At 45.3% G+C, this 25,168-nt stretch carries 19 protein-coding genes; 12 read left to right on the top strand and 7 right to left on the bottom strand.

All coding sequences use genetic code 11. From position 1 onward, the window contains the following. Positions 1-46 precede the first annotated feature (46 nt). The gene (locus MED92_RS17220; protein ID WP_007022868.1) at positions 47-817 is read right to left on the bottom strand and encodes a DUF4197 domain-containing protein; all 771 of its coding nucleotides are present in this window, start codon (positions 815-817) and stop codon (positions 47-49) included. 104 nt (positions 818-921) lie between these two features. Here MED92_RS17220 and MED92_RS17225 point away from each other — a divergent pair, with 104 nt between their 5' ends. Continuing rightward, positions 922-1,704 carry a substrate-binding periplasmic protein gene (locus MED92_RS17225; RefSeq protein ID WP_007022869.1) on the top strand — a complete coding sequence of 261 codons (783 nt, stop codon included), beginning with the start codon at positions 922-924 and terminating at the stop codon, positions 1,702-1,704. Here the strand turns inward: MED92_RS17225 and MED92_RS17230 are convergent. Then, a complete protein-coding gene (locus MED92_RS17230) occupies positions 1,701-2,588 on the bottom strand; it encodes a LysR family transcriptional regulator (protein ID WP_040663198.1) in 888 nt (295 codons plus the stop codon). The two genes, MED92_RS17225 and MED92_RS17230, sit on opposite strands and share 4 nt — an antisense overlap. A gap of 105 nt (positions 2,589-2,693) precedes the next feature. Between MED92_RS17230 and MED92_RS17235 the strand changes: the two genes are divergently transcribed. The 3 genes from MED92_RS17235 (at position 2,694) to MED92_RS17245 (ending at position 5,757) form a co-directional block, all read left to right on the top strand. Next, positions 2,694-3,332 carry an NAD(P)-dependent oxidoreductase gene (locus tag MED92_RS17235; RefSeq protein ID WP_007022871.1) on the top strand — a complete coding sequence of 213 codons (639 nt, stop codon included), beginning with the start codon at positions 2,694-2,696 and terminating at the stop codon, positions 3,330-3,332. A 151-nt stretch (positions 3,333-3,483) separates the two neighbouring features. Further along, positions 3,484-3,972 (top strand): thioesterase family protein, encoded by a 489-nt coding sequence (locus MED92_RS17240; RefSeq protein ID WP_007022872.1) that lies wholly within the window; start codon positions 3,484-3,486, stop codon positions 3,970-3,972. Positions 3,973-4,023: 51 nt separating this feature from the next. Then, positions 4,024-5,757, top strand: coding sequence for a sensor domain-containing diguanylate cyclase (locus MED92_RS17245; protein ID WP_007022873.1), 1,734 nt, complete (start codon positions 4,024-4,026; stop codon positions 5,755-5,757). Here MED92_RS17245 and MED92_RS17250 read toward each other — a convergent pair. Then, positions 5,741-6,460, bottom strand: coding sequence for an ABC transporter permease (locus MED92_RS17250; protein ID WP_007022874.1), 720 nt, complete (start codon positions 6,458-6,460; stop codon positions 5,741-5,743). The two genes, MED92_RS17245 and MED92_RS17250, sit on opposite strands and share 17 nt — an antisense overlap. A gap of 188 nt (positions 6,461-6,648) precedes the next feature. Between MED92_RS17250 and MED92_RS17255 the strand changes: the two genes are divergently transcribed. Then, positions 6,649-7,581, top strand: coding sequence for a hypothetical protein (locus tag MED92_RS17255; RefSeq protein WP_007022875.1), 933 nt, complete (start codon positions 6,649-6,651; stop codon positions 7,579-7,581). 78 nt (positions 7,582-7,659) lie between these two features. Here MED92_RS17255 and MED92_RS17260 read toward each other — a convergent pair whose 3' ends face one another. After that, complete coding sequence (locus tag MED92_RS17260) at positions 7,660-8,160, bottom strand: lactoylglutathione lyase family protein (protein ID WP_007022876.1); 501 nt, start codon at positions 8,158-8,160, stop codon at positions 7,660-7,662. A 94-nt stretch (positions 8,161-8,254) separates the two neighbouring features. Between MED92_RS17260 and MED92_RS17265 the strand changes: the two genes are divergently transcribed. From MED92_RS17265 to MED92_RS17280, 4 genes are all read left to right on the top strand, one after another. Continuing rightward, the gene (locus tag MED92_RS17265) at positions 8,255-9,142 is read left to right on the top strand and encodes a LysR family transcriptional regulator (protein WP_007022877.1); all 888 of its coding nucleotides are present in this window, start codon (positions 8,255-8,257) and stop codon (positions 9,140-9,142) included. A 232-nt stretch (positions 9,143-9,374) separates the two neighbouring features. After that, positions 9,375-10,175, top strand: a complete 801-nt coding sequence (locus MED92_RS17270; RefSeq protein ID WP_007022878.1) for a gamma-glutamylcyclotransferase family protein — start codon at positions 9,375-9,377, stop codon at positions 10,173-10,175. 23 nt (positions 10,176-10,198) lie between these two features. Then, positions 10,199-10,954, top strand: a complete 756-nt coding sequence (locus MED92_RS17275; protein ID WP_007022879.1) for a hypothetical protein — start codon at positions 10,199-10,201, stop codon at positions 10,952-10,954. Continuing rightward, entirely contained in the window at positions 10,954-16,125 is a 5,172-nt protein-coding gene (locus MED92_RS17280; RefSeq protein WP_007022880.1) for a diguanylate cyclase domain-containing protein, read from the top strand. Before MED92_RS17275 ends, MED92_RS17280 begins: the two co-directional genes overlap by 1 nt. A 60-nt stretch (positions 16,126-16,185) precedes the next feature. Here the strand turns inward: MED92_RS17280 and MED92_RS17285 are convergent, their stop codons facing one another. Continuing rightward, positions 16,186-16,578 (bottom strand): sirohydrochlorin chelatase, encoded by a 393-nt coding sequence (locus MED92_RS17285; protein ID WP_007022881.1) that lies wholly within the window; start codon positions 16,576-16,578, stop codon positions 16,186-16,188. A 402-nt stretch (positions 16,579-16,980) separates the two neighbouring features. On the opposite strand from MED92_RS17285, the gene MED92_RS17290 reads away from it, so the two are divergent. The 3 genes from MED92_RS17290 (at position 16,981) to MED92_RS17300 (ending at position 19,976) form a co-directional block, all read left to right on the top strand. Continuing rightward, positions 16,981-18,258, top strand: coding sequence for an SDR family oxidoreductase (locus MED92_RS17290; RefSeq protein WP_007022882.1), 1,278 nt, complete (start codon positions 16,981-16,983; stop codon positions 18,256-18,258). Next, positions 18,258-18,710: a DUF2269 family protein gene (locus MED92_RS17295; RefSeq protein ID WP_007022883.1), complete on the top strand. Its 453-nt coding sequence runs from the start codon at positions 18,258-18,260 to the stop codon at positions 18,708-18,710. Before MED92_RS17290 ends, MED92_RS17295 begins: the two co-directional genes overlap by 1 nt. 132 nt (positions 18,711-18,842) lie before the next feature. Then, the gene (locus MED92_RS17300; RefSeq protein ID WP_007022884.1) at positions 18,843-19,976 is read left to right on the top strand and encodes a hypothetical protein; all 1,134 of its coding nucleotides are present in this window, start codon (positions 18,843-18,845) and stop codon (positions 19,974-19,976) included. Between the two features lie 151 nt (positions 19,977-20,127). On the opposite strand, the gene MED92_RS17305 is transcribed toward MED92_RS17300, so the two are convergent. Both MED92_RS17305 and metH read right to left on the bottom strand, forming a co-directional pair. Continuing rightward, on the bottom strand, positions 20,128-20,997 hold the full coding sequence (locus tag MED92_RS17305) for an MYG1 family protein (protein ID WP_007022885.1): 870 nt from the start codon (positions 20,995-20,997) through the stop codon (positions 20,128-20,130). A 247-nt stretch (positions 20,998-21,244) separates the two neighbouring features. Beyond that, the gene (metH, locus tag MED92_RS17310; protein ID WP_050764255.1) at positions 21,245-24,895 is read right to left on the bottom strand and encodes a methionine synthase; all 3,651 of its coding nucleotides are present in this window, start codon (positions 24,893-24,895) and stop codon (positions 21,245-21,247) included. Positions 24,896-25,168: the final 273 nt, after the last annotated feature.

The following is a 25,168-nucleotide window of genomic DNA, read 5'->3' on the forward strand; positions in this document are numbered from 1 at the left end:
TTAGTAAAAAAACCGGACTTGCGTCCGGTTTTTTTTGCATGATGTTTTACTGAAAAACCTGTTTTAGCAAATCAGTCGTGCGTGCAGCTGGGTTCTCGCGGATCTTCTTCTCTTCCGCGGCGAGCATAGTGAACAGGCCGTTTAGGGCTTCTTCGGTTACATAGTTATCCAGATCCACATCCAGTTGCTGGCCCACAAAAGGGATATCCTTTGCTTCGCTTGCCAGATCATTGTAGTAACGGGTAGCACCTACCTGGCCCAGAGATTCCTGTACGCTTGGCTGGAAAAGTTGACGAAGCTTATCTGAGGTTTTCTCTTTGAAGTATTGGGTTGCTGCATCGTCGGAGCCCTGATAAATCTTTTTCGCATCATCAAAGCTCATCTCTTTTACGGCATTAACAATAAGATCTGTTGCTTGTGGAGCGGCTTTCTCAGCTGCTCGGTTCATGCTTTCTTCAAACTGGTCAACCTGATCGCTTAAGCCATATTTACGTAGTATAGAGGCGACTTTATCAACTCCGTTCGGTAGCGGAATACGGATATTAGTGTTATTCAAATACCCACCTGGCTGACTGATCTCTTCAATCGCGCGCTTACTGCCCACTTCCAAGGCTTCTTTCAAGCCATTAATCAGTGTTTCTGTATCCAGGTTTGTTGTTGTGCCTGAGCTGCCATTACCGACTGTGGCATCCAGAACAGACTTCTGCAGGTCTTCATCTTTTACTGCCTCTTTAAGCGCATCAGCCCAGCCAGCAGAAGCAGGAGCGGAGATGATAGAAGCGGTAAGTAATGAAGCAACGATGTATGACTTATTCATTTGGTAAATTCCCTGTATCGCAATGGGTTAAAGCATAACAGAGAACTACGAATAGAGCCTTAACCAGTTCTGCGAAGGTTATTAATTTCTTCTATAGTTATTTTATGCAGAAAATCTACTTATTTTTCATATTGTTGGTGTACCCCTTTACCTCCATAGCTGAAGAGAATGCGCGAATTTTGCGTCTGGGATGCGTCGAGTGGCCCCCGTATATAGCGGAGTCTTTACCGGGTAAGGGCTTTTTAGTGGAGATGAGCCAATTACTTGTTGAGCGTTCAGGGCAGGAATTGGATATGGTCATTATGCCTTGGAAGAGAGTTTTAAAGGGGGTGGAGAAAGGCAGTCTGGATGGCTCAGTATGCATGTTCAAAACACGAGAACGCTTAGGGAAAATGCATTACATTGAGCCGCCTTTGCTGGTAGAAAAAACGGTTATATTTCATCGCAGTGATTTCCAACCCGATATCAGGAATTTAGAAGATCTGAATAATTATACATTGGGGATTCTGGATGGTGCGGGGTACCAAAAGGATGATTTTATCCAACAGCACCCCAAGCTGGCAGTCGTTAACTCTTTCGAGAGTCTGTTTAAGATGCTGGCAATGAAAAGGGTCGATCTTATCCTTGCGGAATACCGAAATGGTATGTCGGTGATTCAGGATACAGCCACACTGAAATCTGAGCAGTTTTCGGTAGCCCCTCTTTCCTATCAGAGAACCGATGTACATCTGGTGATTTCGCGAAATATTGCTGAGAGTGAGGCCGTAGTTATGCGCCTGAATGAGATCTCTAGTGAGGTAATACAAAGCGACGCGGCGAAAGCGCTATATAAGCGTCATTCCATCTTAGAGCTACCCGCTCTTTCTCCGCTAACTTCGAGGCATTAGATCGCTCGAATGTCTTGCCACTGAGTTAGCAGGTAATCAATAAATTGCCTTACGGCGGGCAGTTGGTAACTACGTGACATGTATACCGCCCAGAGAGAATTTTCAGGCAGATTGTAATTGCTCAATACTCTGACCAGTTTTCCATCACTTATTAGTGGGTTTGCCAGATCACAGGGGATTCGAATCAGGCCCTGACCTGCACAGGCCGCGTTAACCAGGGTTCCCAGTTCATTAGCAGAGATTTGCCCATTGACCTTGATCGATCTGTTTTCCTCTCCATCATCAAATTCCCAATCGTCATAATTTAAATGGACGAGGCACTGATGCTGAGACAGATCTTCAGGTGCTTTTGGGGCCGAATTCTTTTCCAGATAAGCAGGTGAAGCACAAATGACAGAATCAATTGTCATCAGCTCTCTCGCGATTAGGTTATCAGCAGGTTGAGCGGTATAGCGAAGCGCAATATCAATTCGCTCATCAACCAGTTGAGCAAAACTGTCAGATGCAAGGATTTCGATTTTGATGTTCGGGTGTTCGGTAATAAAACCTTGTACCGCTTCAATTAAGAGGTTCTGCGAAAGCCCGATAGGTGTGGCTATGCGAATTGAACCTGCAAGCGTGTTCTGGCGAATTTGAGCCAAACTCTCCATGGCTGCCGCTTCATCAAGAATTCGCTCGCAATAAACCAGTGCTTCGCTACCTGCTTCAGTTAAAGTCACCTTGCGTGTGGTCCTATGTAACAAGCGTTGGCCAAGCCAGGATTCTACCTCTTTCACATGCCGTGAAACCTGTAGACGGCTAACCTTCAGATTCTCTGCCGCCTGGGTAAAACTGGATGTACAGGCAACTTCTACAAAACTTTTTAATGCAAGTAAGCGATCCATTTGTATCAAAACCATAACTAATTTGCTTCATATTACGATGTTTATCTCATATTTTGTAGTAATTAGACTGACCTCAATTACTTAACAATATTTGAGGTTTACAGAATGAAGATTGCAATTTTAGGTGTAACGGGATGGATCGGTAGCCATATCGCAGTTGAAGCGAAAGGTAGAGGGCATGAGGTTATTGGTCTGGTTCGAAATACAACGGTAGAGGTTAATCATGCAGATGAACTGCGAGCTTTCGATCTACTGGATGCAGATGCTGATCTTAAAGCAGCATTAGATGGAGCGGATCTGTTGGTCTCTGCTGTAGGCGGCCGGGCTGCCGGTAATCATCAACTGGTGGTTGAAACGGCTGAAAAGCTGCTCAGTGAACTACCAGAGACTTCCGTTAATCGCCTTCTTTGGGTGGGAGGTGCAGGTTCACTGGAAGTAGCGCCAGGTGTAAAGCTGATGACTGTACCTGATTTCCCGGAAGAGTATAAAGATGAAGCGTTGGCGATGGGTGAAGCGCTGCAGGTATTTAGAAATAAAGATACATCGGTAAACTGGACCTTCATTAGCCCCGCGGCTGAAATCTATCCAGGTGAGAAGCAGGGAGCATATCGTGTTACGGGCGATAGTTTGCTGACTGACGCAGATGGTAACAGTCGTATATCGGTAAGTGATTATGCTCTAGCGATGGTGGATGAGCTTGAAAAAGCACAATATCCCCAGCAGCGAATAGGGGTGGCGTATTAAGCCATTAACTTTATAGAGTGAACGGGCTTAGATGCCCGTTTTTTTATTGGGGCCATGTTCAGAGCTATAGCACTAATTGAGACTATGCTTCCCGTCTCTTTATTAATATATTAACCATGTTGTTTTATATCGATTTTACAGGAGCTGTTAAATGAGTCAGCGAGCACCCGTCATCTACACGACAAAAATCAAACCGGAATGGCTGGATTATAACAATCATATGAATGTTGCCTACTACGTACTGATTTTTGATGAAGCAGGCGTTCAGTTGGTGGCAGACCTTGGGCTTAGCGAAGAGGTCACTAAGGAGACAAATATCTCCTGGATGGTGCTAGAAAATCACATCACATATAACAACGAAGTGGTTTTGGATCAGCCCGTAGAAGTGCGATGCCAACTACTTGATTACGATTCAAAACGTCTTCACCTGTACTTTGAGATGTACGGAGCCGATGAAGAGGGTGGTGAATACCTGGCGTCGACTTTGGAACAAATGGCGATGTGTGTGGACCTGAACTTGCGAAAAGCCTGCGAGTTTCCAGCTTTGGTAGCGACTAATATTGAGCAGATGGCTGAGGAGCAGAAAGTACTGGAAAAACCAGTAAATATTGGCAGAACGATTGGTATCCGACGTAAATAATCGAATAGCTGCTATTCTTAGTTTTTGGGCTGTCAGTAAGGGATTATTTAAGTGCCTGAGTTGTTTCTGATGAAAGTGGCTAAACGTAGTACAACAGGGAGGTTGCTCGGTCTTCTACTGGTCCTGTTTTTTTCTGTTTTTTCAAATCCTAGCCAAGCGTCCCTGAATCTCAAAAACTCATTTTCTGTTGACCCAAAGGGATTATTTTTCTTTAAAGAAAGCGGTACTGAACTCGAATATCCTGAAGCGTTGGCGCATATTCGGCGCAGCGGACAAACTTCATCGCATAATATCCTGAATTTTGGTTTGGGTGCCGAGCCAGTCTGGTTAAGTTTCAACGTCTTCAATAGAGAGCAGGCCGTCACTCGTTACCTGCAGATCGAGAACTCCTGGCTCGATAAAATTGATGTTTATGTTCTGAATCAGGGCGCACTTCAGTACGCAAACTCTTCGGGCGATTCTTATAACTACGGCGAAAGAAATAATCGTTTCTTTTCCTTTCTACACACCTACCAGCCGGGTGAATCGACCATACTGATTCGTATAGAAACTCTGGATCCGCAACTTCTCCCCATCTTTGTCTATACACCGGATGATTACATTGAACGTATACAAGAATCTGGTTACCTGTACGGTATTATCTATGGATTTCTAATTGCGCTGTTGATCTATAACGCACTACTTTTCTTAAGTTTAAAAAGTCGTCGTTACCTTTTTTACTCTCTGTATCTGGCAACATTTATCGCCTTGAATCTTGGTTACACAGGGCATGGATACCAGTGGCTATGGCCTGATCAACCCAAGTTTCAGAATACGATTATTCCCTTACTGATGATCGCCTATGCTTTAGGAGGAATGTTGTTCGCCCGGGTCTTTCTTGAGCTGCCAAGCCGTTTCCCTAGATTAAATCTGAGCTTTAACTTATTGGGCGGCGTACTTCTTTTCTGCGGGATTCTGTTTCTCTTATTAGATGATGTTCTCAGCCTGCTATATACCGCCTTTATTGGTATTGTTCCGTTTGCGCTATTGATGATTATCGCAGGCGCATGCGCATGTTTGAATGGGGTGAAAGAGGCACGCTATTTTCTCGGGGCGGCTGTTTTTGCCATGATCAGCGCGGTAATCACTGCGTTTACAGTGTCCGGAATCGTCGAGTATAAAGCGATCGGGTTTCATGCAGTTGAATATGGAATGCTGATTGAAGCGGTACTTTTTGCCTTAGCACTAGCTTATCAATTCCGTATTAATCAGGAGGAAAAAGTCGCTGCACAGCAGTTGGCGGACCGAGATCAATTAACTGGATTATATAACCGTCGCGGTTTTGACAAGGTTATGGAACCCGTATTTGGTAATGCCTACAGACATCACCGTGAGCTTTGCTTGCTAGTGTTGGATATTGATCATTTCAAAGCGATCAATGACCGGCATGGACATGGCTATGGTGATCTGGTACTGACTGATCTGGCTAAAGTTTTACAGCACGAGCTCAGAGCCGGTGATCTGATTGCCCGATGGGGAGGGGAGGAATTTCTTCTATTGTTGCCCGAAACTAATCATATGGAAGCGGTAACACTGGCGGAGCGTTTAATCAGAAATATCTCTAACCGTGAAGTTGAAGGTGATGGGGTTCAGGAACATTACACGGTGAGTATTGGTATCGCCGAGCTGAAGCCGCCTATCGTCAGTTTTAAGCAGCTTCTGGTCGAAGCGGATAAACATCTGTACCGAGCTAAAGAAACAGGAAGGAATAAAGCCTGCTACCAGCAGGTTACCCCTTGTTGTTAGCTGCGGCGCTCTTTTCTTTTGATCTGCACATTAGCCAAAGCATCATAGCAGCCCCCAACCCTGAAGTTCCCAGGCACATGGTCATAATCATGATCTGATAGCGAACAGCGATCAGAGGGGACACCCCTGACAGTATCTGCCCGGTCATCATTCCTGGTAGAGAGACCAGACCCACCGCCAGCAGGCTATTAATCTGTGGAATCATGGCGGCCCTAAAAGCGATTAGCCGTGCCTCTTCAGGCGTTTTTAAATTGCCTAATTCTGAGTGAAACCGTTCAGCAGCAAGGCTGATAGCGTTCATCGTGTTTGCCAGGTACATCCCTGCAAGGGGGATCAGAAGCTGTGGGGCGAACCAGCTTTCTGCCTGAAGGACAAAGATAATCGACAGGAAAAGGTGAAAACCGACAGCGCTCCCAAGCGCAATGCTCGCAGGCAACATAACGCCACTGTGCTTCCGCACGGGGCGTATAGATATCCAAGCAGCAACAATCAACATTGTACTGACAATACCGATGCTGATGACAGGCGAAGGGTTCTCAAAAATACTGACCAACACATAACCAACGGCAATGAGTTGTACCGCCATTCGAGAGGCTGCAAGTATGATTTCGCTAGGCTTGCCCAGCCAGCGCATATAGACCGTACAAACCAGAACAATGGGGACCAGGCACCAGAGAAGATCAAGCCATTCAATTGTTGCCAAAATTTTTCCTTAAATGTGTCGAAAAGTTGTTGTACTTTATCAGAGTGGTAAGGCAGAAGGGTTAAAGATTATTTAAGTTTTATGCCATCAGACGTTAGGTTCCTGGTGTCTATAGGTGGCGTACAGGTTGTACCTGTCTATACTGATTTAGCCCTTTGTTTTTTGTATCTGAAGAAGGAAATGGTTGTATGTCACAAGAAAAGTTCCGGCTCGTTACCCGTAGTGATTTTGACGGTTTGGTTTGTGCAGTTCTCCTGAAACACCTTGATATGATTGATGATATTAAGTTTGTACATCCTAAAGATATGCAGGATGGTTCAGTGGATATCAGTGCCCGCGACATTACGACAAACCTGCCTTATGTTGAGGCCGCGCATATCTCTTTTGATCACCACTTGTCGGAAACTATTCGGAATACCGGTCAACGTGACAATCACATCATTGATCCTGATGCACCTTCGGCTGCACGTGTCGTATGGCGTCACTATGGCGGTTATGACGCATTCCCTGAATCATGGGATGAGATGATGGAAGCCGTGGATAAAGGGGATTCCGCACAGTACAACCAGGAAGAAGTGCTCAACCCGAAAAACTGGGAGCTGCTTAACTTCCTGATGGATGCGCGTACCGGCTTAGGGCGGTTCCGTGAATTCCGTATTTCTAACTACAACCTGATGATGGATCTGATCGATTATTGCAAAAACCATACGATCGAACAGATTCTTGAACTGCCCGATGTTAAAGAACGTGTTGAGCTTTATTTCGAGCATGAGGCTAAATTCAAAGAACAGATCCAACGTTGCTCAACAGTGCACGGTAATCTGGTGGTACTGGATCTACGTAATGAAGAAACGATTTATGCCGGTAACCGTTTCGTGATTTATGCACTCTATCCGCAGTGTAATATTTCGATTCATGTGCTTTGGGGCCTTAAACAGCAAAACACAGTATTTGCTACCGGTAAGTCCATTTTTGATCGTGGCTCTAAAACCAATGTCGGTGAGCTAATGCTGAAATATGGCGGCGGTGGTCACCATGCGGCAGGCACTTGTCAGGTTGAGAATGATGCAGCCGAGACGAGCCTGAGTGAATTGATTGAAAAGATTACGGCGGATGGATAATAATCCAGGCTAGAATCAGCTGACCTTAGATAAGATCAGGAAAACCGGCGTATTCTAAACGCCGGTTTTTTCTTGCCACTAATAAGCGCCGGCAGCATAGTGAAGTTCGTAGCTGTGGCTGTAGATCTCCAGAATGTTACCGAACGGATCTTCCATATAGATCATGCGGTAGGGTTTCTCGCCCGGATAGTAATAACGGGGTTTAGCCATACGTTTTTTGCCGCCTGCGGCGACGATTTTTTCTGCCAGACCTTCTACATCAGGATCCTGCACACAGAAGTGGAAGATGCCTGTTTTCCAGTATTCGAAATTGTTCTCCGGGTTTTCCTGATTCTTAAACTGAAATAGTTCAACACCGATCCGGTCTCCTGTAGAGAGGTGAGCAATTCGAAAAGAACTCCAGCCAGCGCCGAATACATCAGTACACATCTCGCCGATGGCGCTGTCATCTTCTGTTATCTCGGTCGGCTGCATAATCAGATACCAACCAAGGACTTCTGTATAAAATTTTACTGCCGCTTCAAGGTCAGGGACTGAGATGCCAATATGAGAGAAGGTGCGTGGGTAAGGCTGATTCATATCTTTGCTCCAACAAGATTAATTGGAACAAGTGTATAAAGCCGCTATGCTTATTAAAAATTATCATTCGAAATGAAATTAATAATTAATTGTTATGATAAATCCGCTCCATCTACGCACCTTTATAACTCTGATAGAAACTCAGCACTTCACTAATACCGCTGATGTTTTGCATATGACCCAGCCTGGGGTTAGTCAGCATATTAAGAAACTTGAAGCTCATCTTAACTGTCCGCTTATCCACCGTTTTGGCAAAAAGTTTGAAGTCACTGAAGCAGGGGAGAAGCTCTATCGTTTTGCTATAAAGCAGTTCCATGAGGAAGCTGACTTTCTTGATGCATTGAATGATGAGCAGGCTGAAAAAGGGGATATAAAGTTGTCTTGTTCTGGGGCTATGGCAATGAAGCTTTACCCATCATTGTTGAGGATACAAAAACGCTATCCTGAGATTACAGTGAGTATGGAAGCTGCGCCTAACCAGGCAATTGTACGGCAACTGAAATCAAACCAAATTGAACTAGGGCTGATTACTCAAAGGATTGACGACCCGGAATTAGAGCAGGTACTGCTTGGCTATGACCGTTTGTGTTTGGTGGCACCAGCAGGTCGTGATATAAGTTGGGCAGGATTGGTTGAACTGGGGTTTATCAACCATCCGGATGGCCATCACTATGGCATACAGATCCTTGAAGCAAACTTTCCTGATGAGTTTCGCGGTATCGGCACCATAAAACAGTCTGGTTACATCAACCAACTGAATCAAATATTACTACCTGTATCTGAAGGTCTGGGGTTCACGGTATTACCGGAATCCTCGGTTACCGCTTTCGCCTGCCCAGATAAAATCCAGGTTGTGCCTCTGCAAGAAGAAGTGAAAGAACCGGTCTATAAAATACAAAAGAAATACCGCCCCCTTCCTAAGCGATATGAACTGCTTGAGAGTCTTTTCGAGCAATCCTTTAGCAATGATGTGAGAAAGTAGATGTAGTTAATAGCCGGATCCTTTGTTGTCAGTTTAACCCGCCCTTTAATAAGGTTAATTGTCATTGACTAATATCCAGCCTGAGTATTAAGTTAGTACTATCTTATTGAAAATTCTCATATTCCCGTATGGTTCACTTATAGGTGGTTTTCTTGATCACGGGGAGTAGTCGTTAAAGGGGCCTATCAGGCTCCTAAACAGCAATGGATAAGAATGGACTAACGGGTATTTGATGTTTTATTACTTTGGTTATGCTTCAAATATGAACATGACCTCTCTAAGAGCTAAAGGTGTTGTGCCGGTTTCGTCTGAGAATGCAGAGCTCATTGGCTGGACGCTTAAATTTAACGTTAGGCACTGGTTCCGGCATGAAGGAGGGATGGCTAATATTGAGCCGGCAACGCCAGATGATGCAGTTCTTGGGCGCATTCATTTAATTGATGAACAGCACCTGGCTATGTTGGATGCGGTTGAGTCTTACGGTGAAGGCTATGACCGTATCGAAGTAGAGGTTCGGACATCCAAAGGGATGGTGAAAGCGATCACCTATATTGGCTTACCCGGGTACTTAGACAATGGTTGTTTACCAACTCAGCGATACCTGAATATTATTACCCATGGCGCAGCGAGTGTGGGAATCGACGAAGCTTATATAAGTCGATTGAGATCACTGAAAATTCAACCGCCAATCGATTATCCTCCTTTCCTCTCACCAGATATAACGTCAACCACTGCCATCTTTAACGAGCCACAACTGGCTTCAAATCCTTTGTACACTGCGCTGATGGATGCGGTTTTTGACATGCAGTACGTACGTAAAGATCTATATTGCCTACACTCTCTTTTTGGTGGTAAAGACACTACTTTGTTTCACTGTAAGCGCCATGACAGCAGTGATGGTAGTGAAACACTTAAGGATATCTATGACGGGAATATTAGTGAGTCGGCTAAAGCCTACTTAAATGCGTATTTGCATGAGTACAATAACGAATTTCGATATGTAGGGGTCTACAGACCCGATAACCTTTGCTAAAAAAATAACAAGAAAGGGATGGTATGAATTTTCCAGAAGCGCTTGCTCACGGTGACATCAAAGAAGTATTTAAAGATGTCTTCATGGTAACAGGTACGATGCGAAACGAGTTTTTCGGGTCTATCTGGCAATTTAGTCGAAATATGGTCATCGTCAGGGAAGAAGGGCGTTTAACCCTGATTAATTCTGTCCGGTTAAACGATGCGGGTCTGGCTAAGCTTGATGAGTTAGGGACTGTTGCCAATATTGTTCGTATTGGTGATATGCATGGTTTAGACGATCGTTTCTATCTCGATCGTTATGCTTCACGAAATGGCTCTACGGATTCTGTAAATTTCTGGGCACTACCTGATATGGGAGTGGATGAAAATTCTACCTCTGCTCCTCCGGTCAATAAGCTTTTATCGATTGATGGTGAAATGCCTCTGAGCAACTGCAGCCTGTTTGTTTTTGAAACGACAAAAAGGCCGGAAGCTATTCTTAGGTTAGATCGTGATGGCGGTATTATGATCGCTTGCGATGCTCTGCAAAACTGGGTCGAGCCTGATGAATTTTTTGATGCCGCTACGATTGAGAAAATGCGCGAAATAGGTTTTTTCACCCCCGCAGGTGTTGGTCCTGCCTGGATTCAGGGTAATGAACCTCAGCCTGGGGATTTTGAGCGACTAAGCAAAATGAGTTTCAAGCATGTCCTTTGTGGACATGGCGAGCCCCTTTTAGAAACGGCCCAAGCTGATTTCAAAAACACCTTTCAGCGGTTATTTGGAATTGCGAGTTAATGCAGATAGGGGATAACTTGCTCAAAAAGCTCGACCTCCCTGGTTATATCATTAGTCATGGACAGATAGGCTCTGATGGGCGGGTTGCGTTCCATGCGACCCGTTCTGCTGATGATAAGCCTGTAGTGATTGAAACCTTATATTCACAGTACCCAGAGCCCCGGCAGGTAGCTGAAATCAGACGAGAGGCAGAGATTGCGAATCGTCTGGAGGATATAGAGGGTGTCCTTAAGGTTTATGGTCTTGAGCGTTACGGTAATGGGAATCTTGCCCTGATTACTGAGGCCTTTCAGAGCAACCTTATTGATATGTTTGCTAAGGAAGAGGCCGGAAAAGAGGGTACAGCGCTCAGGCTACAGAAGGTATTAGTTGTAGCCATTTCATTAGTGAAAGTTCTTAAAGCTGTTCACGATCGGGGTATCGTGCATAAGGCCTTAACGCCTGAACATATTCTGTTTGATGATAGCACTGCTTCGATTCGTCTCAGTCGTTTTGGTATTGCCTCGGAACTGTCTCAAGAGCATCAGGCTTCATCATCTGAACGGTTGGAAGGGCCGCTTCCCTATATTTCCCCTGAACAAACCGGGAGGATGAAACGGGAGTTGGATTATCGTTCGGATTACTACTCGCTGGGTATAATCTTATTCGAGCTAGTAACCGGTCAGCGTCCATTTGAAGCTGATAATGTTTTAGGTTGGGTTCACCAGCATATTAGCCGTCTACCCCCGAATCCAAGAGATATAAATCCCGAAATTCCTGAACCTTTATCGGCGGTTATTCTTAAACTCCTGGAGAAATCTCCAGAAGAGCGCTATCAAAGTGCCCAGGGGCTTATAGCTGATTTAGAATATTGTGCCGATAAATTGTGTGACAGTGTCTCCACTTATGAGCCGTTTGAGCCCGGGCAGCATGATGTTTCACAGGTTTTCCTTCTGCCGCAAAACCTCTATGGAAGAGACACAGAACGGACAGAATTGATGTCTCGCTTTGAGGCTATTCTGGATGGAGAAATCGAGCTTTGCATGGTGCATGGTTACTCAGGAATAGGTAAGTCAGCCTTAGTCAAAGATATCGGGCAAAGATTGGTTGGAGAGCATGGGTTTCTGATTCAGGGTAAGTTTGATCAATTTAATCAAGGCAATGCATATTCAGGTATTGCCAATGCGCTACGTGGTTTAATACAGCAAACCCTTATAGCGCCAAAAGATCAACTGCAATCCTGGCAAGAAAAGTTACAAGAGGTATTAAGTCCCAATGCTCAGTTGATTATTGATCTGGTGCCAGAACTTGAACTTATTCTTGGCAAGCAGCCAGATGTTATCCATCTGCCACCGGTTGAGGCACGTAATCGTTTTCAATTAGTTCTGATTAGCTTTCTGAGTGTTTTCTCCCGACCAGAGCACCCTCTGGTTATGTTTCTGGATGATTTGCAGTGGAGTGATACGGCAACGCTAGAGTTCTTAAAGCGACTTGTGACATCTAGGGAGATCCGCCATTTCATGTTAATTGGCGCGTATCGAAGCAATGAAGTGGGTCCAGGCCACCCTTTGTCACTTACCCTGAATGAAATAGCTCAGTTCAAGGAAATTGCTGATCTGCCTATTAAACCGCTGAACTATGGGGCGGTAAATGCTTTGGTTGCTGATGCCCTGTGTTCAAGTGAGTCACATGTTAAGACGTTGAGTGACCGTCTCTTTAATAAGGCCCAAGGCAATCCTTTTTTTACCCTTGAACTGATCAAAAAATTGCATGAAGAAGGGGCTATTTATAAAGACCTGACAGCCAAAGAGTGGCAATGGAAACTTGATTCGGTTATGTGGTCAGATCTGTCCGACGATATTGTCGAATTTATGGCGGATAATTTACGAAAGTTACCCGGCTCAACCCAAAAAGTGCTGCAGTTAGCTGCTTGTATCGGGGGGAGTTTTGATCTGAACACCCTTGCTGTCATTTATAAACGCTCCGCAAGTGCCACCGCACGTGAGTTGTTTCCTGCGCTTAAACACCATCTGATTATTCCGCTGGATTCAGACTATAAGCTGTTAAGTAGTGCTATCACTGATGAAACGGGTCTGAGTAGCACTGCATCTTTTAATCCTTCCTATCAATTTCTCCATGACCGGGTCCAGCAGGCGGCTTATTCCCTGATTGATAGCGCTGAAACAAAAAACGTTCATAAAACTATCGGACAGTTGATGTTACGGCACACCCCGGAGGCGCAGTTAAAGGAGCGTCTAGTCGATATTGCCGGACACCTTAATATCGCTAGGTCAATCATTACCGATCAGCAAGAGCGTTTAAATCTAATCCGCCTCAATCTAGAGGCGGGCAAGCATGCTCGTCGAACCGCAGCCTATGAAACAGCCATGAGTTTGTTAACGATTGGCGAATCATTATTGCCGAACAATGCCTGGAGTGAGCATTACTCATTAGCGTTGGATCTGACCATTGAGCTCCAGCAATGCGCATACCTGACCGCGCGGTTGGATGAATCGGAAAGGCTAATGGATCTTATGCTTGAGCAGTCTGAGAGTGACTTCATTCGGGCTAAATTTCTGGCGATTCGTACCCGCCAGTATGCGACGCTCGGCAAGATGGAAGATTCAATCACCTCAGCGATTTGGGGCTTACAGCTACTTGGTTTTGATGCAAGCGCTGAGCCGACGCTGGAGGATATCGCTACCGAAAGGCGTGCTGTTGATGAATGCCTGGAAGGTCGCTCTGTTGCCTCATTGGCCGATCTTCACGACCTTAAAGATGAAAGCGTACTGATTGCTATTAGGTTGTTGATGGAAATATTTCCGGCGGCCTTTCTCTCGGGCAATGGAAATATCTTGCCTTACATCGTGCTTAAAGCCGTTAACTTGTCGATGCGCCATGGCAATTCACCTGAATCGGCATTTGCTTATGCCGCGTTCGGTATGCTGCTCTGTGGTGAATTGGATGAACAGGCGTTGGGTTACCAGTTTGGTAAGCTGGGTGTAGAGATTAATGAGCGTCATGATGACATTGAATTAAAGACCCGTGTTACTTACGTTTATGCAATGTTTGTTCATCATTGGAGCGAACACTGGAGCACTTTGACTCCCTGGTTTAGGAAAGGGATTAAATACGGTTATCAGTCGGGTGATCTCTTATATCTTGCCTACAGTGCTCAGGATTGTGTCATCTGGGATCCGACTCTGGATATACCCAGCATGTTAACTCAGCATGCGGATAATCTTCAGATCGTCCGAGAAACGGGCTATCAGGACTCAATCGATTCGGCCACGTTGTATCTGCAATTGCTCAATAACTTTATGGGGCAGACCGATAATTCCGAATCTCTGAGTAATCAGTCATTTAACGAGCAGGAATGCCTTGAGGGAATGCGCCAGCGCAAATTCATTACGGGCATTGCTAACTATCATATCTATAAGGCCGAAGCTTGCTTCTTAAATGGGAGTTACGATAAAGCTTTGCTGCATGTAATAGAACAGGACAAGCTGATTAAGTCCTCAATGTCTTTGCCGCAACTGGCGCGGTTTTATATTGTCGCTTTTTTAACTCGGGCAACAACATATTCTGAAATAGAGTCCCCTGAAGAACAGGACAGGACCCTGAGTCGGCTCAAAAAAGATCTACAGAGAATGCGGCACTGGGCTAATAACTGCCCGGATAATTTCCTTCATTTACAATACCTCATGGAAGCGGAGCTGGCTTGTCTGGTCAAACCGAAAGAGGCCCACCTAAATCAATATGAAGCTGCGATTAATGCCGCTGTGGCGAATGGATTTATTCGGGATGAGGCGGTCGCTTGTGAAAGGGCTGCTCGCCATTTGTTAGATGTTGGAATGTCTCGTGGTGCAGAAGGTTACTTGCGTTCTGCGCATCATGCCTACAAACGATGGGGGGCTTTGCGTAAAACGGAAGCCTTGGAAAAAGAATTCCCGGTTCTGCAAGAGCTATCAAGAGGTCGCTTAGATCAGAATGAGCAGTTGGGGTATGGTGGAATTGATAGCAAAAACCTGGATTTGGCTTCGGTTATGAAGGCCTCCAGAGCGATCTCAAGGGAGATGATTTTCTCGCGCTTAATTCAGACTATTTTGGATATCTTGCTCGAAAATGCAGGTGCTCAATGGGGGTGTTTCGTTGTTAATGACGGCGAGCAATTCTCTGTTGAGGCTCAAAGCGGTTCACTACCTGTCTTCGTCGACAAGGCTGCCACATTAAAAGTTCTGCAGCTAAAAAATGCAGATCAACCGAAGTCACAAACTGAAAGCCCGGAACGGGGCTTAGTGACGAATCTACCAATAACCGTTATCAGTCATGTTCTTCGAACCAGCAGTTCGCTGATTCTGAACGATGCGAGCAATGACAGCCCCTTTATGGATGATCCATATATGGTTCACCAAAAGCCGGGTTCTATCTTTTGTGTACCGTTACAGAGGGGGAATATTCAGGGGGTTGTTTATATGGAAAACAACCTGAGTACCGATGTATTTACCGAATCCCGCCTTGAAGTCGTGTCCTTACTCACAGATCAGGCAACGGTTGCCATTGAAAATGCTGGGCTTTATGAGCAGGTTCAGGAGTATACCCACTCGTTAGAAGAGAAGGTTGCTGAAAGAACCGCTCAGTTGGAAGAGCTAAATGAAGAACTTAAGAAACTCGTGGATTCTGATGGTTTGACAGGATTGGCAAACCGGCGCTGTTTCGATACTTATCTTGCGCGAACATGGTTACGTTTACGTCGTGAGCAGAACCCGTTATCTATCGTCATGTTTGATGTAGATTATTTTAAAACGTTCAATGACACCTACGGGCATCAATCCGGTGATGATTGCCTAGTCATGCTGGCCAAGACAGTACGTGAGCAGATTCAGCGTCCCGCTGACCTGGTTGCCCGATATGGTGGAGAGGAGTTTATCGTTGTCCTGCCTGATACGGACGAAGAGGGGGCTATGGCCGTCGCAGGCCAAATCTGTGTTGCCGTTGCGTCATTAAAAATACCTCACTGTAATTCAGTCGTTGCGGATCACGTGACTATCAGTGTGGGCGTAGCGACTACATGTCCTGATACACAGGGGCCTGATTCGTTGATTGAGTTAGCAGATCAAGCGTTATATGAGGCCAAGAAACAAGGGCGTAATCAGGTGAAATTGGCAGCAAAGCCAGTTAAAAAAACTTAGCTAAGTTTTAACGGCTTTGATCCAGTAAATTTGATCAATCGGTTATTAGTTGAGCACGTTCTAGCTAGCGATAGCGCATTCTGCTTTGTCGTGTGACATAACTACCGTTTCTAGTAATCCAAGCATCATCAGTGAGCTTCCCAGATGAGGCAGCACTTCTACGCTGATCTGTTTATTGCTCATAACTGCCCTCTCTACCTCTTGAGGGATATCTTCATGAACATGTTTACCAGCGGATAAAAAATAGGGAAGTACTTTAATGTCGGTAGACCCTTGTTGAATGCACTTTTCTATTGCTTCCTCTATCGATGGGCTAGCTAACTCTAGAAATGAGCTCTCGATAATTGGGTATTCATCTTTAATTTTAGGCTGAAGCGAATCGATTAACTCAAGTACCTCTTTGTTCGAACGCTCACGTCTACTACCGTGGGCTACAATGACGAGCGACTTCATACTATTTCCTGTCAGTGTGGGTTTACCTGAGCAACTAAACTAACTTCAGATTTATCGATCAAGGCTTAACATAAGCATTCATGAGTAAACCTTTGTGAGTCTCCATGGTTTTCCCTCACAAGTGAGGTAGTGTTTACAGGTTTTTCGACAACCTCTGCATGGAAGCCTGTTATTGGAGTTGGTCGGTTTATGGGTAGTTGATGAATCAGGAGTGGTTTTCATGCATCACCGGCTTCTATTGACTGGTTAAGCATCTATTTACGCGGGGTGAATCTATTTGGATCAGAATACAGCGAATAGAAAACAGATTTTCTAGTGCCTGTTTATCCTTACGTATCTTCCTCTTAAGTTCACATTTGTTTAAGCTTTTAACTGATATCAAGCAAAAGTAAATGGATTTATATGAAGTTCTTGGTTACCGGCGCGAATGGCTTTATTGGCAGCGTGATAACTGAAAATCTGCTGACGCAAGGGCATCATGTTGTGGCCGTTGGTCGGTCAGTACACGCCACAGCCTCAAGGTTGAATATAGAATACGTTCATCAGGATTTTCAACAGAGCTTATGTTCTTCAGATTGGTCAGGGATATTGGATGGGGTGGATGGCGTTATCAACTGTGCCGGTATTCTACGTGAAAGCCGATCAGGCGAGTTTGACACTATTCATGAAAAAGCACCCTTAGCTATAGCGCAAGCATGTAAGGACAAAGACATTCGTTGCTTTGTTCAAATATCGGCGCTGGGTGATTCAGATGATGCTGACTTTATTGCAAGTAAACATCGTTTTGATGAAAAGTTGCTTAAGCTTCTTCCCACTGCTCTTGTTTTAAGGCCTTCTGTTGTTGTTTCTCTGCGAGGCTCTTATGGCGGTAGTTCTATGCTACGCGGGTTGGCTGCGTTTCCAGAGGCTTTGTTTATTCCTGGATCTGGTCAACAACAGATTCAGCCTATTCTGTTAGAAGATCTCGCCATACTAGTACTAGAAGGCATCGAACGATCACTACAAGGTATTATCGAATTGGGTGGTCCTGAAGCAATCTCAATTAAGGACTATATGGTTGGATTAAGAGGATGGCTGCAGATTCGAACAAGATTTATTTTTTCTGCACCGTTACTGCTTGTTAAGTCAGCATGCCTTATTGGAGAGCGGTTTAAAGCAGGGCCGTTGAATCAAACTGTATTGACGCTTTTGGAAAGTGGTAATGTGGTTAATGATCCCAAGCCGCAAAAGCAATTCACACATAAAGCTGTCGATGTTATTGAAGCTATGCAATATCAGCCCAGCTTTGTTCAGGATCGTTGGCATGCGAAACTGTTTCTGCTTCAGCCAATTATCTGGTTTCTGCTAAGTGTAATCTGGTTGCTGTCTGCAGTTTCTGGATTCTCCGCGACTCAAGGTCAATTTGCGCCGATCCTCTCTGCTGTCGGTTTCCCTGCCGCTGCTCATTCTGGACTGGTAATGTTAACCAGCATTTTAGATCTTGTTCTTGGCTTAATGCTGATATTCCGATTCAAAGAACGGGTTACTCTGTGGCTGATGTTATTCAGCACCGTTGGCTATAGTGTCTTGTTGGGGATGATGGCCCCTGAACTATGGTTAGACCCTTTAGGTGGGCTTTTAAAAAACCTTGCGGTTGCACCGCTTATCATGGTCTATATGGTGATGAGGAATCCTCGCTAATGGATTACATGACCCTGAAACTAGTCCATATATTGTCATCTACAATCCTCTTCGGTACTGGCTTAGGTACTGCTTTCTATATGTGGCGTGCCCAACTAAGTGGTGATCTTAATACCTTCAGAATCGTAGCGAAGAATGTAGTGCTTGCGGATTGGGTGTTCACAACCCCTGCAGTCATTATTCAACCCTTAACCGGATTTGCCATGATGTATATAGCTGGGTTCAGTTGGCAGCAAACCTGGCTATTCTGGAGTATTTGCCTCTTTCTGCTGGTCGGGGCTTGCTGGCTTCCTGTAGTGTTTATTCAGATTAAAGTCTCGAAGTTACTGGAAACAGAACAGCCCGATTTGGCTCGAATAAAGCGCTTGATGCTTTGTTGGTATAGTTTAGGAGTTCCGGCGTTTATCGGGGTGGTTGGGATATTTTATCTGATGGTGAGCAAGGTAGTGTAATACGATAAAGCTGAAAGCTGCGATTAAGCTTAGCTAGAGTTTTCTCAAGTATGGATCGAAGGGCTTAATTTCCTTATATGTAATAGTCAGTAAGTTGATATAACTCTTTAATAATTCGATGGAACGTGAATTATGTTGTTTTACTTTGGGGTCTTTACCGTATTTTGTTTGTCAGCTTTATTCGCTTTTGGTCAACTAACCTCGCTGTGGGAGGGGAAATTTCATAAATTTGAGGATACGTTATATAAGTTTAAAATATTGAGCTCTAGTAAAGGAACTAAATATACAGGTGCTTTGTTTGGCATCAAAGCCAATGAAGGCTATGACTATGCCTTTAAAAGAGAAAGCTTAGAGGATAGGCTTTTTAGGTGGGTAGGCCTTACTTATAAATATAAAGTTGGTGATTCAAAGTTTGATGATCTAGTTTTTATAGTCTCTGATAATATCAGCTTACTTAAGAAACTATCCGATTGCCCTAAGCTTACCTCTTTAATTCTAGATATTTTTGCTTGCCCTGACGGAAATAAGTTATTCGTTGAGAAAATTAGACATGGTGCAGGCTGCCTCTGGGTGGAGTTCGGAACTCATGGTCAGTTTGAGCAGCATGATGTCCAAGAGTTGGCTCCAAAACTAATTCCCTTACTAGAACAATTGGCCGAAGAAATTCATAAACAGCCCATATGTTTAAACTCCTTTTGGAAGAAATTCAAAAAATATATTTCAGGTTTGTTATTAGGTGTTAGTTTTGCATTGGTAATTGTTGGTTCTGTTCAGCATTTTTCAATGCCTTCGGCACATGAAAACATACTAGTTGAACCATTTTGGTTATATCTTCATACATTTATTTTTGGAAGTGTAGGGGTTCTAATATTAGCTATATTGACGATATTGACGTTAGGAAAAAAACCAGGATTTCACTTAGTGTTGTCAGAGGTTATTTTAATAGGGGGGATTGGCTCATTTCTAATGTCATACACCCAGCTTGAACATATTAACCGCGTATATGATGAATCTAAAGTTGAAGTTTTCTATGTTAAAATTTTGAGCAAAAGAGAAAGTGGAACTAATAATAGCCAAAAATATTACCTTCATACAGAAGGTTGGGATGGTAATAATCAGAGGCAAGAAATTAGAGTAGATTTTGATATATATAAAGCCTCATCTATCGGCGGAGAGCTGAGTGTACATCAAAAGGAAGGAAAATTGGGTTACCGGTGGCTTCCTAGGTTATATGCTAGGAATAAAGTGTATTATGGCAACGGCTAGTCACAGAAACACGATAGCCTATGGAAAAACAGTTCAAAAAATACGTTGCTTAAAAAGCTTCTGAATAATCAGTCTAACTAGCTTGATATTGAGGGTCTTAACTCAATGGGGGGCAGGAACTGACTACAATAGGTCAGTTCCCCTTTATCATCTATTCCGCCAGAGCTAATTTCGCCATTTTCATTGTGCTTTCATAAGAGTCGCAGCCGGCAATAAATAAGCCGTTATGGCAAAACATAGCATCACTGATCCCGGTTTCATCCTGAAGGGCTTTACCTGATAAACCTGCCCAGGCAGCGGGCAATGACTTTTTGTCTTCAAACGAGCCTAGTTTTACAGGTACCGCCTGAATACGCCACTGACCCGTATCGGATGGATAAACAATGTACAAAGCTTCTTTGGACAGGGCATGTACGGTTCTTTTCCATGGGGTGTATTGTTCTAAAACAACCACGCGAGGATCTTCTGCTTTTTTTATCGCCTGAGCGACGATATCCCTGGCACTAATACCACCGTCCGCCGAAGCTATAAAACGGTTTAATACATGAGATGCGAACGCAATGGCTTCGTTGAAAGCCTCATCGAAATGGGTTTCCTCTTGCCATGTGGGATTAAACATAGAGATTGTTTGGCTAAGGCTAACGCCTTTCGCAACACCGTCACCATAGCCACAGTCGATCGCATCAATCGCTGATACCAGATCGGCATCTACTGCTTTAGCAACGTCTGTATTTCCCTGGCAAATCTCAACACCATACTTCTGCCAAATTAGGCCAAATGAAGAGTAGGGAATGCCGTTGTCACGCTCACCAGCACCGCCACGTTGGTGATGATCAAATCTTCCTGTAGCTGGATCGTATTCACCACCCACATCAACGACAATATCGGCCTTGCTAATAAGCTCTTGATCACGGGTGCGGATCAGTTTCAAAGAGGGAAATACAGTTCTGAGTGCAGCGATACTGAATACATCATCTGCATGAAAATTGCCGCTATGTGTTACTACTGTTAAGTCAGACATTATTGCGTCACGTATAAAGTGGGAAAAGGTGCCAGCTCCAATCGTATTGAAGAGATCTGCACGCCGGAGTGTTCTTTGTTGTTCAATGTAAGGGGATATTATATGAAGGCCATTAAGAAAAAAACCGAACCCAAAAGGTTCGGTTTTTTGTTTTTCCTAGCAGCCACGTAGTGGCGTTCTCTAGCCGTAGGCGTCCTATAACCGAAGTGCTCTCTAGGTGCAGCCGTCCTGGCTACAACCGAGGACGTTACCCTTCCTCCGGTTCGTAACCCAGATTAGGCGCCAGCCAACGTTCAGCTTCTTTCATTTCCATGCCTTTACGCTTGGCGTAGCTTTCTACCTGGTCTTCACTGATCTTCGCTACACCGAAGTATTGTGATTCAGGATGACTGAAGTAGAAGCCGCTTACCGCTGCTGTTGGCAGCATCGCGTAAGCATCGGTCAGGGTCATGCCCGTGTTCTCCTCTACATCCAGTAGTTCCCAAAGCAGACCTTTCTCAGTATGTTCTGGGCATGCTGGGTAACCTGGAGCAGGGCGGATCCCTTTGTACTTCTCAGCGATCAGATCATCATTGCTTAACTGCTCTGCAGCGCCATAACCCCAGATCTCTTTACGCACTTTATCGTGCATCATCTCAGCAAGGGCTTCTGCAAAGCGGTCAGCCAGAGCTTTAACCATGATCGAGTTGTAGTCGTCATGATCCGCTTCATATTTCGCTACCAGCTCGTCACAACCGTGACCAGCAGTTACCGCGAATGCCCCCAGGTAATCCTGTTTGCCGCTCTCTTTCGGCGCAACAAAGTCAGCCAGACACATGTTTGCTTTGCCTGCGACTTTCTCCGTCTGCTGACGCAGGTGATGCAACTGCATCAGAACGTCAGAACGGTTTTCATCCGTGTATAGCTCAATATCATCGTGACCAATGGTATTTGCAGGGAAGATACCGACGACCGCTTTGGCAGTCAGGAGTTTCTGATCAACCAGATCTTTCAGCATTGCCTGAGCGTCATTGAAGAGCTTAGTGGCTTCTTCACCAATTACTTCGTCAGTCAGGATGCGTGGATAACGACCCGCCAGCTCCCAAGAGTGGAAGAACGGCGTCCAGTCGAAGTATTCCTGAATATCATTCAGTGAAATATCGTCAAATACATGGATGCCCGGTTGCAATGGTGCTGGTGGCGTGTACTCATCCCACTCGATCTGGAATTTGTTTTCACGCGCTGCATCCAGAGTGACACGGCGCTTATCGTTCATACGTGCAGCATGACGTTCACGAACCGCCTGATACTCTTCCTGAATCTCTTTTACGTAGTCAGCCTTCTTACCGCCGAGTAGGGAAGAGGCGACGTTAACGGCACGGGAAGCGTTAGTCACATGTACGACCTGATCGCGGTTGAATGCCGGATCAATCTTCACCGCAGTATGTGCTTTAGAGGTCGTTGCACCACCGATCAGCAGTGGAATGTTGAATTCCTGACGCTCCATCTCTTTGGCCATATGGACCATCTCATCCAGAGAAGGGGTGATCAGGCCAGAAAGGCCGATCAGGTCAGCATTCTCTTCACGAGCGGTACGCAAGATCGTTTCCGCCGGGACCATTACGCCCAGATCGATGATCTCGTAGTTGTTACACTGCAGCACTACACCAACGATGTTCTTACCGATATCGTGTACGTCACCCTTTACGGTAGCCAGTACGATCTTACCGTTAGACTGGCTGGTACCATCTTTCTCTTCTTCGATAAACGGCATCAGGTAAGCAACGGCCTTTTTCATTACACGAGCCGACTTAACTACCTGTGGCAGGAACATCTTACCGGCGCCAAACAGGTCGCCGACTACGCTCATACCATCCATTAGCGGGCCTTCGATCACATGCAGTGGACGCTCGTGGTTCTGACGCGCTTCTTCGGTGTCGTCTTCGATAAACTCAGTAATACCCTTAACCAGCGCATGCTCAAGGCGCTTGTTAACGTCCCAGCTACGCCATTCCTGAGTTTTGGTATCATCTTCCTGGCTTCCATCGCCACGGTACTTCTCGGCGATATCCAGCAGGCGTTCAGTCGCATCGTCACGGCTGTTCTGGATGACATCTTCAACTGCCAGACGCAGTTCTTCAGGTAGATCATCGTAGATCGCCAACTGACCGGCGTTAACGATACCCATATCCATGCCCTGTTTGATGGCGTGGTAGAGGAATACACAGTGGATCGCTTCACGAACCGGGTTGTTACCACGGAATGAGAAGGACACGTTAGATACACCACCGGATACTTTCGCGTAGGGCAGGTTTTGTTTGATCCAGCCGGTTGCCTGAATAAAGTCGACCGCATAGTTGTTGTGCTCTTCGATACCGGTTGCTACCGCAAAGATATTCGGGTCAAAGATAATATCTTCAGGTGGGTAGCCAACCTGATCAACCAGCACACGGTAAGAGCGTTCACAGATCTCAATCTTACGCTCATAGGTATCCGCCTGACCGGTTTCATCAAAGGCCATTACAACGACCGCTGCACCGTAGCGACGAAGTTTCTTCGCCTGCTCGATAAAGTTATCTTCACCCTCTTTAAGGCTGATCGAGTTAACGATGCCTTTACCTTGAATGCATTGCAGGCCGGCTTCGATGACATCCCACTTGGAAGAGTCGATCATGATCGGTACGCGGGCAATATCTGGCTCAGAAGCGATCAGGTTAAGGAACTTAACCATGGCTGCATGGGCATCCAGCATGCCTTCATCCATGTTGATATCGATGATCTGAGCACCGTTTTCAACCTGCTGGCGGGCCACATCCAGAGCCGTTTCGTAATCCTGCTCTTTGATCAGACGCTTGAACATCGCTGAGCCGGTTACGTTGGTACGCTCACCGACGTTAACAAACAGGGTATCTTCGCCGATATTCATCGGTTCAAGACCGGACAAACGGCTTTCTACCGGAAGCTGAGGCAAGGCGCGTGGCGCTTCGTTCTCAACCGCTTCACGCATCGCTTTAATATGCGCAGGTGTGGTACCACAGCAACCACCGATAATATTCAGGAAGCCTGACTGTGCCCATTCAGAGATCTCGGTAGCCATCTGTTCTGGTGTTTCGTCGTAACCACCAAAGGCATTAGGCAGACCCGCGTTCGGGTGGGTAGAGACAAAAGTTTCAGAGATCCGTGATAGTTCTTCAACATACTGGCGCAGCTCTTTCGGGCCCAGAGCACAGTTCAGACCCACAGAGATCGGTTTAGCATGGCGAACTGAGTTCCAGAACGCTTCAGTTGTCTGTCCGGACAGTGTACGACCCGAAGCATCGGTAATCGTACCGGAGATCATCACCGGCAGACGGATGTCGTTGTCGTCAAAATAAGTTTCAACCGCATAGATCGCGGCTTTTGCATTCAGCGTGTCGAAGATCGTTTCGATCAGGATGATGTCAGAGCCACCTTCGACCAGACCATCAATCGATTCGGTGTAGGCTTCTACCAGATCGTTAAACGATACGTTACGGAAAGACGGATCGTTTACATCAGGTGAGATAGAACAGGTTCGGTTGGTTGGGCCCAGTACACCGGCTACATAACGTGGGCGGTCAGGCGTCTGTGCCGTAATTTCATCACAGGCCTCACGCGCCAGACGAGCGGCTTCAACGTTGATCTCACGGCTTAACGATTCCATCTCGTAATCAGCCATAGCGATCTGGGTCGCGTTGAAGGTGTTGGTCTCGATAATATCAGCACCTGCTTCCAGGTACTCTTTATGAATCGCCTTAATAATCTCAGGTTTGGTCAGTACCAACAGGTCGTTGTTACCTTTAACCTCGATATGCCAGTCAGCGAAACGCTCACCACGGTAATCCGCTTCCTCCAGTTTGTAATCCTGGATCATTGTGCCCATACCGCCATCAAGGATCATGATACGTTGTTTGAGGCTTTCGGAAAGAATATCGGTTAGCGTTTTATCGGTCACAGCAATCTACCTGATCTACAGCTGAAAATATGAAAGATGCCTATTGTAAATCAATTAGTTAAGAAAGGGAGTGAGTAAAGTTAAAGTGATTATGAACACAGCTCAATTTCATCTATGAAAATTGGTCATAAATGCTACAAATCTTGGTGCTTATTGTTATCAATAATAAGTATATTCCCTCTTAAATTTTCGTCGAATGGTGGTAGAATAGCCGCCCTT

The organism is Neptuniibacter caesariensis, assembly GCF_000153345.1.
In the GTDB taxonomy this organism is placed as follows: domain Bacteria; phylum Pseudomonadota; class Gammaproteobacteria; order Pseudomonadales; family Balneatricaceae; genus Neptuniibacter; species Neptuniibacter caesariensis.

Bases quoted from the DNA above. Each gene is read 5' to 3' on its own strand.
- MED92_RS17235 (WP_007022871.1), top strand. From the start codon at position 2,694: ATGAAGATTGCAATTTTAGGTGTAACGGGATGGATCGGTAGCCATATC.
- MED92_RS17240 (WP_007022872.1), top strand. From the start codon at position 3,484: ATGAGTCAGCGAGCACCCGTCATCTACACGACAAAAATCAAACCGGAA.
- MED92_RS17285 (WP_007022881.1), bottom strand. From the start codon at position 16,578: ATGAAGTCGCTCGTCATTGTAGCCCACGGTAGTAGACGTGAGCGTTCG.
- MED92_RS17280 (WP_007022880.1), top strand. From the start codon at position 10,954: ATGCAGATAGGGGATAACTTGCTCAAAAAGCTCGACCTCCCTGGTTAT.
- MED92_RS17225 (WP_007022869.1), top strand. From the start codon at position 922: ATGCAGAAAATCTACTTATTTTTCATATTGTTGGTGTACCCCTTTACC.
- MED92_RS17265 (WP_007022877.1), top strand. From the start codon at position 8,255: ATGATAAATCCGCTCCATCTACGCACCTTTATAACTCTGATAGAAACT.
- metH (WP_050764255.1), bottom strand. From the start codon at position 24,895: ATGATCCTTGATGGCGGTATGGGCACAATGATCCAGGATTACAAACTG.
- MED92_RS17305 (WP_007022885.1), bottom strand. From the start codon at position 20,997: ATGTCTGACTTAACAGTAGTAACACATAGCGGCAATTTTCATGCAGAT.
- MED92_RS17270 (WP_007022878.1), top strand. From the start codon at position 9,375: ATGTTTTATTACTTTGGTTATGCTTCAAATATGAACATGACCTCTCTA.
- MED92_RS17290 (WP_007022882.1), top strand. From the start codon at position 16,981: ATGAAGTTCTTGGTTACCGGCGCGAATGGCTTTATTGGCAGCGTGATA.
- MED92_RS17255 (WP_007022875.1), top strand. From the start codon at position 6,649: ATGTCACAAGAAAAGTTCCGGCTCGTTACCCGTAGTGATTTTGACGGT.
- MED92_RS17260 (WP_007022876.1), bottom strand. From the start codon at position 8,160: ATGAATCAGCCTTACCCACGCACCTTCTCTCATATTGGCATCTCAGTC.
- MED92_RS17275 (WP_007022879.1), top strand. From the start codon at position 10,199: ATGAATTTTCCAGAAGCGCTTGCTCACGGTGACATCAAAGAAGTATTT.
- MED92_RS17295 (WP_007022883.1), top strand. From the start codon at position 18,258: ATGGATTACATGACCCTGAAACTAGTCCATATATTGTCATCTACAATC.
- MED92_RS17220 (WP_007022868.1), bottom strand. From the start codon at position 817: ATGAATAAGTCATACATCGTTGCTTCATTACTTACCGCTTCTATCATC.
- MED92_RS17230 (WP_040663198.1), bottom strand. From the start codon at position 2,588: ATGGATCGCTTACTTGCATTAAAAAGTTTTGTAGAAGTTGCCTGTACA.
- MED92_RS17300 (WP_007022884.1), top strand. From the start codon at position 18,843: ATGTTGTTTTACTTTGGGGTCTTTACCGTATTTTGTTTGTCAGCTTTA.